The 14,016-nt window shown below is 72.0% G+C and carries 11 protein-coding genes and 1 pseudogene; 8 read left to right on the top strand and 4 right to left on the bottom strand.

What is annotated here, in order from left to right:
- Positions 1 to 7 precede the first annotated feature (7 nt).
- On the top strand, positions 8 to 1,417 hold the full coding sequence (mptB, locus tag SROS_RS49010; RefSeq protein ID WP_245564531.1) for a polyprenol phosphomannose-dependent alpha 1,6 mannosyltransferase MptB: 1,410 nt from the start codon (positions 8 to 10) through the stop codon (positions 1,415 to 1,417).
- Here mptB and SROS_RS00675 read toward each other — a convergent pair.
- A complete protein-coding gene (locus SROS_RS00675; RefSeq protein WP_012886938.1) occupies positions 1,299 to 3,512 on the bottom strand; it encodes a hypothetical protein in 2,214 nt (737 codons plus the stop codon). The two genes, mptB and SROS_RS00675, sit on opposite strands and share 119 nt — an antisense overlap.
- A gap of 67 nt (positions 3,513 to 3,579) precedes the next feature.
- Between SROS_RS00675 and SROS_RS00680 the strand changes: the two genes are divergently transcribed.
- The 5 genes and pseudogenes from SROS_RS00680 to SROS_RS54305 all read left to right on the top strand — a co-directional run.
- The gene (locus tag SROS_RS00680; RefSeq protein ID WP_012886939.1) at positions 3,580 to 4,893 is read left to right on the top strand and encodes a glycosyltransferase 87 family protein; all 1,314 of its coding nucleotides are present in this window, start codon (positions 3,580 to 3,582) and stop codon (positions 4,891 to 4,893) included.
- Between the two features lie 22 nt (positions 4,894 to 4,915).
- Positions 4,916 to 5,332, top strand: a complete 417-nt coding sequence (locus tag SROS_RS00685; RefSeq protein ID WP_012886940.1) for a DUF4446 family protein — start codon at positions 4,916 to 4,918, stop codon at positions 5,330 to 5,332.
- A 156-nt stretch (positions 5,333 to 5,488) separates the two neighbouring features.
- Positions 5,489 to 6,409 carry a prephenate dehydratase gene (gene pheA / locus SROS_RS00690; protein WP_012886941.1) on the top strand — a complete coding sequence of 307 codons (921 nt, stop codon included), beginning with the start codon at positions 5,489 to 5,491 and terminating at the stop codon, positions 6,407 to 6,409.
- Positions 6,410 to 6,548: 139 nt separating this feature from the next.
- Entirely contained in the window at positions 6,549 to 7,811 is a 1,263-nt protein-coding gene (gene serS / locus SROS_RS00695; RefSeq protein WP_012886942.1) for a serine--tRNA ligase, read from the top strand.
- A gap of 91 nt (positions 7,812 to 7,902) precedes the next feature.
- Positions 7,903 to 8,004 (top strand): annotated as a pseudogene (locus tag SROS_RS54305) (FAD-dependent monooxygenase); the annotation flags it as partial.
- A 425-nt stretch (positions 8,005 to 8,429) separates the two neighbouring features.
- Here SROS_RS54305 and SROS_RS00700 read toward each other — a convergent pair.
- Positions 8,430 to 8,633 (bottom strand): cold-shock protein, encoded by a 204-nt coding sequence (locus tag SROS_RS00700; RefSeq protein WP_012886943.1) that lies wholly within the window; start codon positions 8,631 to 8,633, stop codon positions 8,430 to 8,432.
- Positions 8,634 to 8,870: 237 nt separating this feature from the next.
- On the opposite strand from SROS_RS00700, the gene SROS_RS00705 reads away from it, so the two are divergent.
- Positions 8,871 to 9,668 carry an HAD family hydrolase gene (locus SROS_RS00705; protein WP_012886944.1) on the top strand — a complete coding sequence of 266 codons (798 nt, stop codon included), beginning with the start codon at positions 8,871 to 8,873 and terminating at the stop codon, positions 9,666 to 9,668.
- Here SROS_RS00705 and SROS_RS00710 read toward each other — a convergent pair.
- Positions 9,659 to 10,168, bottom strand: coding sequence for a bacterial proteasome activator family protein (locus SROS_RS00710; protein ID WP_012886945.1), 510 nt, complete (start codon positions 10,166 to 10,168; stop codon positions 9,659 to 9,661). The two genes, SROS_RS00705 and SROS_RS00710, sit on opposite strands and share 10 nt — an antisense overlap.
- A gap of 5 nt (positions 10,169 to 10,173) precedes the next feature.
- Positions 10,174 to 11,130, bottom strand: a complete 957-nt coding sequence (locus SROS_RS00715) for an NAD(P)H-quinone oxidoreductase (RefSeq protein WP_012886946.1) — start codon at positions 11,128 to 11,130, stop codon at positions 10,174 to 10,176.
- Positions 11,131 to 11,245: 115 nt separating this feature from the next.
- Here SROS_RS00715 and SROS_RS48500 point away from each other — a divergent pair, with 115 nt between their 5' ends.
- The gene (locus SROS_RS48500; protein WP_012886947.1) at positions 11,246 to 13,945 is read left to right on the top strand and encodes a nucleotide-binding protein; all 2,700 of its coding nucleotides are present in this window, start codon (positions 11,246 to 11,248) and stop codon (positions 13,943 to 13,945) included.
- Positions 13,946 to 14,016 lie beyond the last annotated feature (71 nt).

A 14,016-nucleotide genomic window follows, 5' to 3' on the forward strand; every position in this document is an offset into this window, starting at 1 on the left:
ATCCGGCGTGCCGCGGGGGCTCGGCGCCGCCGCGTTCGCGGCCGTCGGGCTGTCGGTCACGCTGACGATCCTGATCGGGCTGCTGGGCCCCTCGGCCATGGTGCCCCGGCTGCCCGGCCCCTCCTGGCAGCCGCCCTACTCCCTTGACCTGCGCCCCGACGGCCATCTGGTGATCGCCATGGCCGCGGCGGCGATCGTGCTGGGCGGGCTCGGGCTCGCCGTCGCCCTGCGGTCCCGGTGGGGACCGGATCCGCGCCTGCTGCTCGTGGCAGGCTGCGTGGCCGCCGCGCTGGCGGCCCTCCTGCCGCCGTCGGGATCGGCCGACCACCTCAACTACGCCGCCTACGGCCGCCTGGTCACGCTCGGCCGGGACCCCTACGCCGTCACCCCCGCCATGCTGCCCGGCGACCCCGTCACCGGCGCGGTGGAGGAATGGGCCGGTGTGACGAGCGTCTACGGCCCGGTGGCGACCGCCGTACAGGCGCTGGCGAGTTTCGCCGGGGGTGACTCGGTGAGGCTGACGGTGTTCGTGATGGCGGCGTTCAACGCGGCGGCGTTCATCGCGACCGCGCTGCTGCTGCACCGCTTCACCAGGGGCGACGCGGACCTGCAGCGGCGGGCGGCACTCCTGTGGGCGGCCAACCCGCTGATGATCTACCACCTGGCCGCCGGGATGCACGTGGACACCCTGGCCGTCGCCTGCATGGTCGCGGTGTTCATGGCCCGTGGCGCGGGGTCCGGGCTGCTGCTCGGGGTGGGGATCGGGGTCAAGCTCAACGCCGGTCTGGTCGCGCTGGGCCCGGCCTGGGAGCTGCGCCGCTCGCCCGGCAGGCTCGCCGTCGTGGCGGGCACCGCCACGGCCACCGTGCTGGTGGTCTACGGCCTCGCCGGGCCGCACGTCCTCGACCGGGTCGGCGTGGCCAGCAGGATGGTCTCGTACGGCACGCCCTGGCACCTCATCAAGATCGGGCTCCAGGAGGCGTTCGGGCCCGGCGCGTACTCGGCCTGGATCCAGGCCGGCTCACTGCTCCTGCTGGCGGTCCTGGCCTGGCTGATGCTGCGGGCGGCGCCCCGGGACACGGCTCCGGTGATCGCCGCGGTGATGGTGGTCGCCTGGCTTTTCGCCGCGCCGTACGCGCTGCCCTGGTACGACGGGCTGGCCTTCGCGCTGCTGGCGATGGCCTCCTGGCCCGCGCTGGAGAGCTTCATGGTGGCCAGGGTGGTGATCCTCTCCCTGGGGTATCTGCCGGCCAGGGAGGCCCTGCGGCCCGAGGACCTGCTCTGGCTGAAGACCGTCGTCAGAGAGCGGGCGGTGCCGTGGTCCCTGCTGGCGCTGACGCTCGTTCTGGCGTGGTGGGCGGCGAGAGCTGGAGCGCGCGCACGCAGGAGGCCAGCGTCAGCGGCACCGCGACCGTGAGCGCCATCGCGGGGATCGCGATGCCCGAGTCGTTCATCAGGAACCCGATCAGCGCGCAGGTCAGCGCGCCGATCAGCCCGGCGCGCAGCGCGGGCGCGAGCAGGTAGGCCCGGCCCAGGGCGGAGGCGCCCCACCGGGACGGCCGGTCCAGCACCAGGAAGAGGAACGCCAGCGCGACCAGCGACAGCAGGGTCAGCGACCAGTTGCCGACCGTCACCCCGACCATCGCGCCGAGCTTGCGCCCGATCACGGTCCAGGCCTCGCCGTCCAGCACCTGCTGGACGAAGGAGCCCAGGTGGGTGCGTTGCGCGGCGGGCTTGAGCCAGTCGGCCACCGCGATCGCCCCGATGAGCAGGACGCCGACCAGGCCGATCAGGCCGAGTTTCACCGGTGAGACCCGGCTGCCGGACAGCAGGATCAGGAAGACGGCCACCCCGACCAGGAACGCCGGAACCCCGCCGAAGTCGGCGCCCCACGCCGGCCAGCCGTCGGCGAACACCGCGAACAGCCCGTAGGCCGCGCAGACCGCCAGCGCGAGCGTGCGCCGCCCCCGGGAGATCAGCCACTGGGCGATCCCGGCCAGGGCCAGGATCGTCCCGGCGGAGTAGACGGCGAAGGCGATGTTGCTGAAGCCGTAGAAGCGCCCGCCGGTGACGGGCTCGTAGCCGGTGACCGCGTTCACCTGGAGCCTGGAGCCGGTCATCACGTCGACCAGCAGGGCCAGCGAGGTGATTGCGGCGACCACGGTCAGCGGGCCGAGCACGTGCGCCCGCCACGGCCCGGCGAAGGCGATCCCGGCGATCGCGCAGGCGATGCCGGTGATGGTCAGGATCACCGCGGCCATCGGGGCGGGCAGGCTCCACCAGGGCATGAGCTGGGCCAGGAAGGTCGCGATCGCGATCGCACCGCTGACCACCGCGACGGCCCGGGTGGCCGTCAGCGCCCGGGAACCGCCCCAGCCCCGCCGGATCGCGACCGCCGCCAGCAGGTAGAACAGGATCTGCACGGCCACGAACACCGTGAAGAACGGCCCCCGCACCTTGCGCAGCACCTGGCTCGCGAGGTCCTCTCCGGCCAGGTTCCGCACCGTGGCGGCGGCCGGCTCCCCGCTCGGCCCGGCACTCTGCCACGCGTGGCCCACGACGCCGTTCGGGGTCTCCAGGCCGAGCAGGGCGATCACGGTGGCGGTCAGGTCGGTGTTGGTGACCAGCCCGTCCTGGCGGGTGGAGGTGGTGGTCAGGTAGCCGCGCGGGTAAGGCCCGCCGTCGGGGGACGGGCCCCGGGCGACGGCCACGTGCAGGTGGGGGGCGGCCGAGGTGTCGGACAGGCCGCCGAGCAGGACCGTGGTCTCCGGCGGGAGCCGGTCGAGGACCGCGCCCACCTGGCGGTCGGCGCCCGCCACCGCGGCCTGCCTGTCCTGCCCGCCCGCCGGGGCCGGACCGTCGTCGCGGCCCGTCCCGGTCAGGGCCCGTGCGAGGTCGGCGGCCTCCACCATGACCAGCCGGTACGGTGCCAGGTCGCCGAGCCCGTCGATGGTCGCCGCATATTTCCCGACTTTTCCGGACCTGTCTGCGGCGCCGAGTGCGGCTCCCGGCCCGACCGCCGCCACCTTCCCCCCGGCGTCCGCCACGAGCTGCCCGAGCAGCCCCAGCGTCGGCTTGTAGGAGGTCTCCTCGGTGTTGTAGGTCACCAACCCGGGCCAGCCGGGCACGCTCGCCCCGCCGTCCGGCGCCGGAAGCGGCGGCGCGGGCGGCGCGCAGTCCGTCCCGGGAGCGCCCGCCCGCTGCCCGGCGGAGACGGTCAGCCAGCCCGCGACCTGGCAGGTGACGCCCCGGTCGGGCAGCGGCACCGCCCGGGTGGACAGCGACGCGGCCCCGCCTTGCTCGACGAGCTTCCACAGGTTCGGCGTCCGGGCCCGGTCCAGGTCGCTCCACTGCAGTCCCGGCACCCCGACCACCACGACCCCGGCGGGGAGCGACCGGGCCGAGGCGGCGGCCGTACCGGCGCCGGAGAGGACCAGGAGCACGACGGCCAGGAGCACGCAGGCCGCCCGGTGGCGGGTGCGCCGTGACCTGCCCTCGTGTGCTGCGCCCATCCGGTTCTCCCGTATCCGTACATGTTGGCGGCCGTTTTCCTTCAGGCCCACGGTAACCTGCCTGGTCGTGACGACTGGCGAGGCGACCACGACGGAGCGGCCCCTGTGGGGGTGGCCGCTCGCACTGCTGCTCATCGCGGTGGCGGTGGCCCCGCTGGTGTTCCAGTGGCTCGGCAACGTCGACGACCAGCGCCTGGTCGACCTGGATGTGTACCGTACCGGCGGCCAGGCGATCCTGGAGGGGCGGCCGGTCTACGACTTCGTCACGCCCGCGCCGCAGCTTCTGCCGTTCACCTACCCGCCGATCGCGGCGCTGCTGGCCACCCCGCTGGCCGCGATGTCCTGGCCCGCGGCGCAGTGGGCGTGGACGGCCCTCGTCTTCGTGACGCTGGCGGTCAGCGTCGGATACGGCTTCCGCGCCCTGCTGGGCCACGCCGTGCCGTACCGGGCGGTGCTGGGCCGCGCGCTGGGCCGGAGGGTGGCGCGGGACCGGGACGCGCCGGGCAGGGCGGGCGGCCCCGGCCTTCCGATGGCCTTCGCGCTCCTGATGGTCGCCTGCACCTACCTGATGCCGGTCAGGGACCAGGTCCGCTTCGGCCAGGTGGACATCCTGCTGGTCGCGCTCTGCCTGGCCGACTGCGTGGCCCGGCGTCCCGTGTGGCCGCGCGGCATGCTGATCGGCCTGGCCACCGCCGTCAAGCTCACCCCCGGCGTGTTCCTGATCTACCTGCTCATCACCGGCTTCGGCCCGGGCGCGCGGCCGGAGCAGCGCAGGACCTTCTTCATGGCCGCCTTCACCGCCGCGCTGCTCACCCTGCTGCCCTTCCTGGTGATCCCCGCCGACGCCGCCGAGTTCTGGTTCCACGCGCTGCTCGATCCCGAACGGCTCGGCGCCAACGCGGCGACCACCAACCAGTCGATGCGCGGCATGCTCATCCGGCTCTACCTGCCCGAATGGCTGACCAGCCTGCTCTGGCTGGCGCTGGTCGCGGTGGTCGCCTGGTACGGCTTCCGCCACGCGCGCAGGGCGCTGCTCGACGGGCACCCGGTGACCGGTGTCGCGCTGGTCGGCCTGATGGCCGTGCTGCTGTCGCCGGTGGCCTGGATCCACCACCTGGCCTGGGTGGTCGTGGTCCTCGGCGCGCTGGCCGGCGACGGGCGCGACCCGGTGCGGGTCCGGGTGGCGGCCGGTGTCTGGCTCTACTACGTGGTGCCGATCCCCTGGTGGGGGGTGACGATCAAGGCGGCGGAGATCCCGGTGCTCAGCCCGGTGCTGGGCAAGATCGTCCAGAACGGGTTCGGGCTGGGCGCGCTGGCGCTGGTCTGGCTGCTCGGGGTGTGGCTGCCGAGACGGCGAGAGGTTTTCCGGACACTCCCCTGACCTGACGATTACTCTGGGTGCCGTGTTCGTTACCGTGGGGATCGTCGTGGGTGTCGTGGCCGGGGTCGCCGGCGTCGTGATCGGTGCTCTGGCGCTGTGGCAGACGCGCGGCGCGGTGGGAGACCGCAGCCGGATGCAGGCCGTCGAGGGCGCGGGGAGCCCCGGAGACCTCAGGGCGATCAGGGACGTGGCGGTGTTCCGCTACGACGCGGTGGAGGAGATGACCGGGCAGCTCTCCTTCTCGGTCGCGCTGATGAACGGGCTCGGCGACGGGATCGTCCTGACCTCGATCAACGGCCACTCGGAGGCCCGGACCTACGTGCGGCCGCTCCGCGGCGGCAAGGGCCGCCAGCCCCTGTCCCCGGAGGAGGAGCACGCGGTGCGCGCCGCCAGGCTCGGCCTCGGCCCCGAAGCGGAGCCCCACTTCGGCAGGGAGTGAGGCGCGTGGGCGGGGACGGGCCGCGCGGGCGGAGGCGGGCCGCGCAGGCGGAGGCGGGCCGCGTGGGCGGAGGCGGGCCGCGAGCGGGCGGAGGTGAGCTGCGCGAATGTGCGGCTTTACGCGCACTTTCGGATGGGCGCCGGATAGCCTGGTGTCATGCCCAAACTCGCCTATCTGGGACCGGAGGGCACCTTCACCGAAGAGGCCCTGCGGATCCTGGCACCGCAAGCCGAGCGCCTGCCGCGCGCGAACGTCAGCGCGGCGCTGGACGCCGCCCGGCGAGGTGAGGCCGACGGCGCCGTCGTGCCCCTGGAAAACTCGCTCGAAGGCGCCATCACCACGACCCTGGACGAGTTCGCCTGGGGAGGGCCGCTGCTCATCACCGCCGAGCTGCTGCTCCCCGTCGAGTTCTCGCTCCTGGCGCGGCCCGGCACCCGGATCGGCCGCATCAAGCGGGTCTTCACCCATCCGGCGGCCATCACCCAGTGCCGCACCTTCATCGCCCGCGAGCTGCCCGACGCCGTGGTGGTCGCGGCCCCGTCGACCGCGGCGGCCGCCCAGGAGGTCGCCCTCCCCGGCTCGCCGTACGACGCCGCCATCGCCGCGCGCATCGCCGGAGAGCACTACGGGCTGGTCGAGCTGGCTACCGGCATCGGTGACCGCTCCGACACCGTGACCCGGTTCGTCCGCGTGTCCCGCCCCGGTCCGCTGCCCGAGCCCACCGGCTCCGACCGCACCACCCTGGTCGCCTTCCTCACCGACGACCACCCGGGCGCGCTGCTGGAGATGCTCACCGAGTTCTCCGTGCGCGGGGTCAACCTGACCCGCATCGAGTCGCGGCCCACCGGTGACGGGATCGGCCGTTATTTCTTCCACTTCGACTTCGAGGGCCATGTGGCGGACGCCAGGGTCGGCGAGGCGATCTCCGGTCTCCACCGGATCTGCGCCGACGTGCGCTTCCTCGGCAGCTACCCGCGCGCCGACGGCCTTTCGCCGCAGGTCAAGCGCGGTACGGCCAACGGCGACTTCACCGAGGCCACGGGCTGGCTCTCCAGGATCCGCACCGGCCAGGTCTGATCGGGCGCCCGGCCGGCGGGTCCCCGCGGTGGCTTGGCAGGGGTTTCGACGGGCGTGTCACGGCTCCTCGACCCGCGGGCGCCCCGGCCGAGACGGAATGCGGGTGCGAGCTCAAGCCTCGCATCGGTAGCCTTGATCTGTGATTGACCTGCGTACCCTTCGTGAGGATCCCGACCGGCTACGGGCGTCGCAGCGTGCCCGCGGTGAGGACGACTCCGTCGTCGAAACGCTGCTCGACCTCGACAGCCGCCGGCGCGGCGCGCTGAGCCGGTTCGAGACGCTGCGCGCCGAGCAGAAGAGCATCGGAAAGACGGTCTCCCGTGCCTCCGGGGACGAGAAGGCCGCCCTCCTCGACCGGGCCAAGGATCTCGCGGCGCAGGTCAAGTCGGCCGAGAGCGAGGCCGAGAAGCTCGCCGGGGAGCTCGACAACCTGCTCTACACGGTGCCCAACCTCGTGGAGGAGGGGGCTCCGGCCGGCGGCGAGGACGACTTCGTGCTGATCGAGGAGGTCGGCGAGAAGCCGTCCTTCGACTTCGAGCCCAAGGATCACCTGGAGCTCGGCGAGCTGCTCGGCGCGATCGACATGGAGCGCGGCGCGAAGGTCTCCGGCTCGCGGTTCTTCTTCCTCAGGGGCGTCGGCGCGCGGCTCCAGCTCGGCCTGCTCAACATGGCCATGCAGCAGGCGATCGAGGCGGGCTTCATCCCGATGATCCCCCCGGTGCTGGTCAAGCCCGAGTCGATGAAGGGCACCGGCTTCCTCGGCGAGCACGCCAGCGAGGTCTACCACCTGCCCGAGGACGACCTGTTCCTGGTCGGGACGAGCGAGGTGCCGATGGCGGCCTACCACGCCGACGAGATCCTCGACGGCGGCTCGCTGCCGTACCGCTACGCCGGATGGTCCACCTGCTTCCGCCGCGAGGCCGGCTCGTACGGCAAGGACACCCGGGGCATCATCCGGGTCCACCAGTTCGACAAGGTGGAGATGTTCTCCTACACCCGCCCCGAGGACGCGCACGAGGAGCACCTGCGCCTGCTCGACTGGGAGAAGGAGATGCTCGCCAAGGTCGAGCTGCCCTACCGGGTGATCGACATCGCGGGCGGCGACCTGGGCGTCTCGGCGGCCCGCAAGTTCGACTGCGAGGCGTGGCTGCCCACCCAGGGCCAGTACCGCGAGGTCACCTCGACCTCCAACTGCACCGGCTTCCAGGCCCGCCGCCTCGCCGTGCGCTATCGCGACAAGGACGGCAAGCCCCAGCACGTGGCCACGCTGAACGGCACCCTGGCCACCACCCGCTGGATCGCCGCCATCCTGGAGAACCACCAGCAGGCCGACGGCTCCGTCGTGGTCCCCAAGGCCCTGCGCCCCTACGTCGGCCTCGACGTCCTCGAACCCGTCAAGTAAGCGCCGCACGACGCAGGCCCCCGCCGCACCCCGGCGGGGGCCTGCGTCTTCTCCCCGGGGGACGGGCGCTACCAGCGGTCCCTGCGGGAGGGCGGTACCGGCGGGCGACGCGGCACACGCCCACAGCCCCGCAGGCGGCCAGGGAGCGAACAAGCGACTTCCGCCCCCGGCGAGGCCCTCCTCGCCGCTCTGAGGGCCGATCAGGGCGCTCTGGAGGCATACGCGCGGCCCGCGGCCCCGTCGCGGACGGGTAGTCGCCTTCGCCGGGCGTGCAACCCGGCCGGCCACCGTGAACCGCCACCCGCGCCCGAACCGGAACTCCGGTCCTGCGGGCCCTGGCGCGCGACCCGGCTTCCGCCGCCGTCTGGCCCGCCGGGAGCCGTCTGGCCCGCCGGGAAGCCATCTAGTCCATCGGGAAGCCGTCTGGCCCGTTGAGAAGCCGTCTGGCCCGCCGGGAAGCCATCTAGCCCGCCGGGAAGCCGTCTGGCTCGCCAGGAAAGGGGTGGCTTGTCGGGAAAGGGATGGTCTGTCGGGAACGGGGCGGTCTGCCGGAAAGCGAAGAAGGCGGGGTTCGCGTTAAGCGAACCCCGCCTCCCTCGCTAACCAGAGGTCTATGCGTCAGACGGCGCGGACCTGCGAGGCCTGCGGGCCCTTCTGGCCCTGCGTGATCTCGAATTCGACCCGCTGGCCGTCTTCGAGGCTACGGTAGCCATTGCCCTGGATCTCGGAGAAGTGCACGAACACATCCGGTGCACCGCCGTCCGGTGCGATGAAGCCGAAGCCCTTTTCAGCGTTGAACCACTTGACGGTTCCCTGAGCCATTAAAGCTCTCCCTCAGGATTTGAAACTTTGGGATTCACACCTCGTGAACCCCATGTGTCGTACAGCAAGCCCCGGGGTGGTTCAGTCAAACTGGTTTTCACAACGGGATTCAGCTAATACAACGCCATCACATCTAACACTATCTGGCGCACCCGTGTTCCCGCCATGAGGAAGATTCCTCGTAGACGGATCCCGGGTCTGGTGCCCCGGGGATCACAGTGCAGACTGGAACCTGTTATGGGAAGCCCCCGGCTCGTCGCCACCGACCTCGACGGCACCGCCCTGCGCTCGGACGGAACCGTCTCCCCCCGTACTGCGGCCGCCTTCGCCCGCGTGGAGAGAGCCGGGGCCACGCTGGTCTTCGTGACCGGCCGGCCGCCCCGGTGGATGCACGCGGTCGCGGGAGCCGTACGTCACAGAGGGCTGGCCATATGCGCCAACGGCGCCCTTGTCTACGACCTGCACACCGAGCAGATCGTCAAATCACACCTCATCGCCTCAGATGTCCTTGAAGAGGTCGTGAGACGGCTCCGCGAAAAGGTGCCCGAGCTGGCGTTCTCCGTGGAATACGAAGGTGGATTCGCCCACGAATCGGACTTCCGTCTCGGTCGTTGGGACGGCAAGGCGGTCGCCGGGCTCCGCGTCGGGACGTCCACGCTCACCTCGCGGCCGTGTGCCAAACTCCTGGCCCTGCACCCCCGGATGGACCCCGACGCCCTTCAGGAGACGGTCTGCGAGCTGGTCGGCGACCTGGTCACGCCCACCCACTCCAGCGGCCGCGCCCTGATCGAGATGAGCGCCCACGGTGTGACGAAGGCCTCGGCTCTGGCCACGCTCGCCGAGGGACACGCGATCACGTCGGCCGACGTGATCGCGTTCGGGGACATGCCCAACGACCTGCCGATGCTGCGGTGGGCGGGCACTTCCTACGCGGTCGCCAACGCCCACGCCGAGGTGCTGGCCGCGGTCGATCACGTGACCGCGGCCAACAACGACGACGGGGTCGCCAGAGTCCTTGAGGACCTCTACAGGTAGGGGCCCGAGCTGCCCTGGTGGCCTTCCTGCGGGAGGGAGATGCCGCTGGGCAGCGCCTTGCGCATGTTCTCCAGCTGGGCGCGGGCCGCCATCTGCTGGGCGAAGAGGGTGGTCTGTATCCCGTGGAACAGGCCCTCAAGCCAGCCGACCAGCTGCGCGTGGGCGACCCGGAGCTCCGCCTCGCTCGGCGGGGTGCCGTTGTCGTCCTCGGTGAACGGCAGCGACAGACGCTCCAGCTCGTCGACCAGCTCGGGCGCCAGACCGTCTTCGAGCTCCTTGATGGAGCTCTGGTGGATCTCCTTGAGCCGCTTGCGACTGGCCTCGTCCAGCGGGGCCGCCCGGACCTCTTCGAGGAGCTGGCGGATCATGCTGCCGATCCGCATCACCTTGGCGGGCTGCTCGACCAGATCGGTGATCGACCGTCCCTCGCCGTCCTCCTCGGCCTGGGCACCCTGGGGACCCATGACCACTATGTGCGGAGTGCTCTCCTCAGCGTTCATAGCACTCAACTTACTAGCAGGATTTTCCCGACGTGGTCTCCGGACTCCAGGATCCTGTGCGCCTGGGCGGCGTCGCTCATCGGCACCCGGGCGTGGATCACCGGCCGGATCGCCCCCGCCTCGACCAGGGGCCAGACGTTTTCGACGACACCGCGCACGATGACCCCCTTCTCGTCGACCGGGCGCGAGCGTAGCGTGGTGCCGTGCACGGAGGCCCGTTTGACAAGGAGCGCACCCAGGTCCAGCTCGCCCTTCGAGCCGCCCTGCATCCCGATCACGACCAGCCGGCCGCCGGTCTTGAGAGCCTTCACGTTCCCGGGAAGGTATCTCCCGCCGACGATGTCGAGGATCACATCGGCCCGGACCCTCTCCGCGAAGTCCTCCTCGCGGTAGTTGATCCCCTCGTCGGCGCCGAGCTCCACACAGCGGGCGATCTTCTCGGCAGACCCGGCGGTGACGACCACGTGCGAGCCGAACGCCTTGGCGAGCTGTACGGCCAGCGTGCCGATCCCGCTGGCGCCGCCGTGAACGAGAAGCGTCTCGCCCTTCCTCAGGCGCGCGGTCATGAACACGTTGGACCAGACCGTGCACGCCACCTCGGGCAGGGCGGCCGCCTCGACCAGGTCCACGCCCTCGGGCACGCGCATGACCTGCTGCCAGGGCACCGCGACCCGCTCCGCGTAGCCGCCTCCGGCGAGCAGCGCGGACACCCGGTCGCCCGGCTTGAAGTCCTCGACGTCCGAGCCCACCTCGGCGACCACGCCGGAGCACTCCAGCCCCGGGTACGGCGGGGCGCCCGGAGGCGGGCCGTACAGCCCCTGCCTCTGCATCACATCGGCCCGGTTGACCGCCGAGGCGGCCACGTCGATGAGGACGTCGCCCGGTCCGGGGCGGGGTTCGGGGACCTCCCGCCAGGTCAGCACCTCAGGTCCACCAGGTTTATCGATCACGATGGCGTGCATGTGACCAAAGTATCCGGTGGGCTCAACTTGGTGGTTGCCCGCATTGACGAGAACACAGGGCGTTAACCTGCTATGTGTTTGCTGCCCTTTTATGCCCATCCCGAGGGGGAACACGGTGGCGAGACACGATCGTGAGGAGTCTCTTGAGGAGCAGCTCGCCTGGCTCGACGCTATCAAGGAGCAGGAGGAGACGCCTCCCGTCACGGTGAAGAGCGCCGCGATGGACACGGTGGACGACGCCGCCATCTCGCCATACCCGAAGGACCCGTGGAGTTCGGTGCCGTCGGAGCCCGACGTGGCCTCGTCGCCGCTGTTCCGCACGGCCGTCGACTCGGCGTACGACCCCGCGGGCGCGCCCGTGACCATGGCGGACCCGCCGGCCGAGGAAGCCGACGCGGCCGACTGGATGGCGGCGGGCGACACGGTGAGAGCCTTCACCCTGCCCTCCGTCACGGCGCCCCCGAGCCAGGACAACGACGGCTTCCTGGCCCCGCTCAAGCCCCTGCCCCGCCAGGAGCAGGACGAGGGCGGCGGCCACACCACGGGCGAGTTCACCGGTCCCGAGGCCCGTGCGCCGCGCGCCGAGTCCGAGCCCCGGCAGGAGCCCTCTCGCGGCCTGTTCGAGCAGCCCCGCCGCCCGGATGAGCCGGCGGAGTCCTTCACGTTCCTCCCCGACGAGCCCGCCGGTCCCACCCTCGAACCGTTCAAGCCCCCGGCCCCGGAACCCGAGGGGTTCGCCTTCGGCGGCACGGGCTCCGACCGCGACGGGTTCACGCTGCCGAACGCCGGGGTCGAGCGTGACGCGTTCGCCTTCGGCGGTGCCGACCGTGACCGGTTCGCGCTGCCGAACGCCGGCTCTGACCGTGACGCGTTCACTTTCGGCGGTGCCGACCGTGACCGGTTCGCGCTGCCGAACGCCGGGGCCGAGCGTGAGGTGTCCGTCTTCGGAGGCACCGAGCAGCGCGACGACCGGTCCGGTTCCGCCGAGCGAGACGATCCCCGCTCCGGCAGTGCGGAACAGCACGAGGACCGGCCCGTTTCCGGCGCCGAGCAGGATGCCCCCCGCTCCGGCGCCGAGTCGCCCGAGGACCGGTCCGCCTCCGCCGGCGCCGAGCAGGACCGTGACCAGCCGGTCTTCAAGGCCGGTGCCGAGCACGACCGCGACCGGCAGGCTTTCAAGGCCGGTGCCGAGCACGATCGCGACCGCGACCGGCCGGTCTTCAAGGCCGAACCGTTCACCGGTGGCGATTTCCTCCGGCCGGCTCCGGAGCGCTCCGACCCCGAGGTCGCCGAGCCGTTCCGGGTGCCCGAGTCCTTCGGCGCCGACCGCCCGAACCAGGCCACGCCGCCGGAACGGGCCCCCGGCTCGTTCGGCTCGGACTCCTCCGGCTCCCCGGGCTTCGCACGTGACTGGGACAGGCCCTTCGGCCCGGACCGGGACGCGCCTTCCACGCCGGCCGGGAAGACGGCCTTCACGCCCGAGGGGGAGACGGCCTCCGCGTCCGGCCGGGACACGTCCCCGGCTTCCGGCAGGGGCGCCGCCTTCACGTCCGAGCGGGACAGGCCCTTCACGCCGGACCGGGACGCGCCTTCCGCGTCGGGCAGGGAGACGGCCTTCACGTCCGAGCGGGAGACGCCGTTCACCGCCGAGCGGGACAGGCCTTTCGCGTCCGGCCGGGACACGCCTTCCGCATCGGGCAGGGAGACGGCCTTCACGTCCGAGCGGGACAGGCCCTTCGCCGCCGACCGGGACACGCCTTCCGCGTCAGGCGGGGATACGGCCGAGCCGGCGCGGGAGCCGTACCAGGCACGCCGACGCCAGTCGGTCCCACCACCCGCCTTCAGCGCTCCCTCCCGGCAGCAGGTGCCGGGCGCCCCCAGGCCGTCGGCCGACAGCCTGGATCCCGAATCGCTGCTCAGGGGCCGCCGCAACGGCCCCGCAGGCGGCTGGCGCAAACTGATCTACAAGGCGTCAGCAGGCTTGATCAAGCCTGGTGAGTCCCCCGAGGTCCGCCGCCGCCGTGAACTGGTCGGCCGTGCCCGCACCCCCGTCGCCACGGGTCACCATCGGGTCGCCGTACTGAGCCTCAAGGGCGGTGTCGGAAAGACCACCACCACGGTCGGCCTCGGCGCCACCCTCGCCCAGGTCCGCGGAGACCGGGTCATCGCGGTCGACGCCAACCCCGATCGCGGCACCCTGTCGGACAAGCTGGAGCTCGAAACCTCCGCCACCGTCCGCGACCTGCTCAACGAGCGCCAGCAGATCAAGCGCTATGTCGACATCCGGGCCTTCACCTCACAGGCCCCGTCCCGCCTGGAGATCCTCGCCTCCGACCGCGACCCGTCGGTATCGGAGGCCTTCAGCTCATCCGACTACCAGTCGGTGGCCCAGGTCCTGGAGAACTTCTACTCGATCTGTATCACCGACTGCGGCACCGGCCTGCTCCACTCGGCCATGTCCGGCGTTCTCGGCCTGGCCGACCAGCTCGTCCTGGTCAGTTCCCCGTCCGTGGACGGCGCCCGCGCCGCCTCGGCCACCCTGGACTGGCTGGAGGCCCACCACTACGAGGAACTGGTCCGCTCCGCCACGGTGGTGCTGTGCAGCGTCCGCCCCCGTTCGAAGTCCACCGTGGACCTCGACCGCCTGGAGGCCCACTTCGCGGCCCGGTGCCGTGCCGTGATCCGCATCCCATACGACCCCCATCTCGAAGAGGGCGCGGAGATCGACCTGGAGAGGCTGCAGTCCACCACCCGCGAGTCCTACCTCCGCCTGGCGGCCTCGGTAGGCGACGGCTTCGCCGGCACGCAACTCTGAATCCGGTACGGCAGGCGCCCGGTCTCCACCTGGAGACCGGGCGCCTGCCGAGTCCCGTACACGCCTCGCGC

It is taken from the genome of Streptosporangium roseum DSM 43021 (assembly GCF_000024865.1).
GTDB classification, from domain to species: domain Bacteria; phylum Actinomycetota; class Actinomycetes; order Streptosporangiales; family Streptosporangiaceae; genus Streptosporangium; species Streptosporangium roseum.

Excerpts from the sequence above, each read along its gene's own strand:
- pheA (WP_012886941.1), top strand. The coding sequence starts at position 5,489 with ATGCCCAAACTCGCCTATCTGGGACCGGAGGGCACCTTCACCGAAGAG.
- SROS_RS00710 (WP_012886945.1), bottom strand. The coding sequence starts at position 10,168 with ATGAACGCTGAGGAGAGCACTCCGCACATAGTGGTCATGGGTCCCCAG.
- SROS_RS00705 (WP_012886944.1), top strand. The coding sequence starts at position 8,871 with ATGGGAAGCCCCCGGCTCGTCGCCACCGACCTCGACGGCACCGCCCTG.
- SROS_RS00700 (WP_012886943.1), bottom strand. The coding sequence starts at position 8,633 with ATGGCTCAGGGAACCGTCAAGTGGTTCAACGCTGAAAAGGGCTTCGGC.
- SROS_RS00675 (WP_012886938.1), bottom strand. The coding sequence starts at position 3,512 with ATGGGCGCAGCACACGAGGGCAGGTCACGGCGCACCCGCCACCGGGCG.
- SROS_RS00715 (WP_012886946.1), bottom strand. The coding sequence starts at position 11,130 with ATGCACGCCATCGTGATCGATAAACCTGGTGGACCTGAGGTGCTGACC.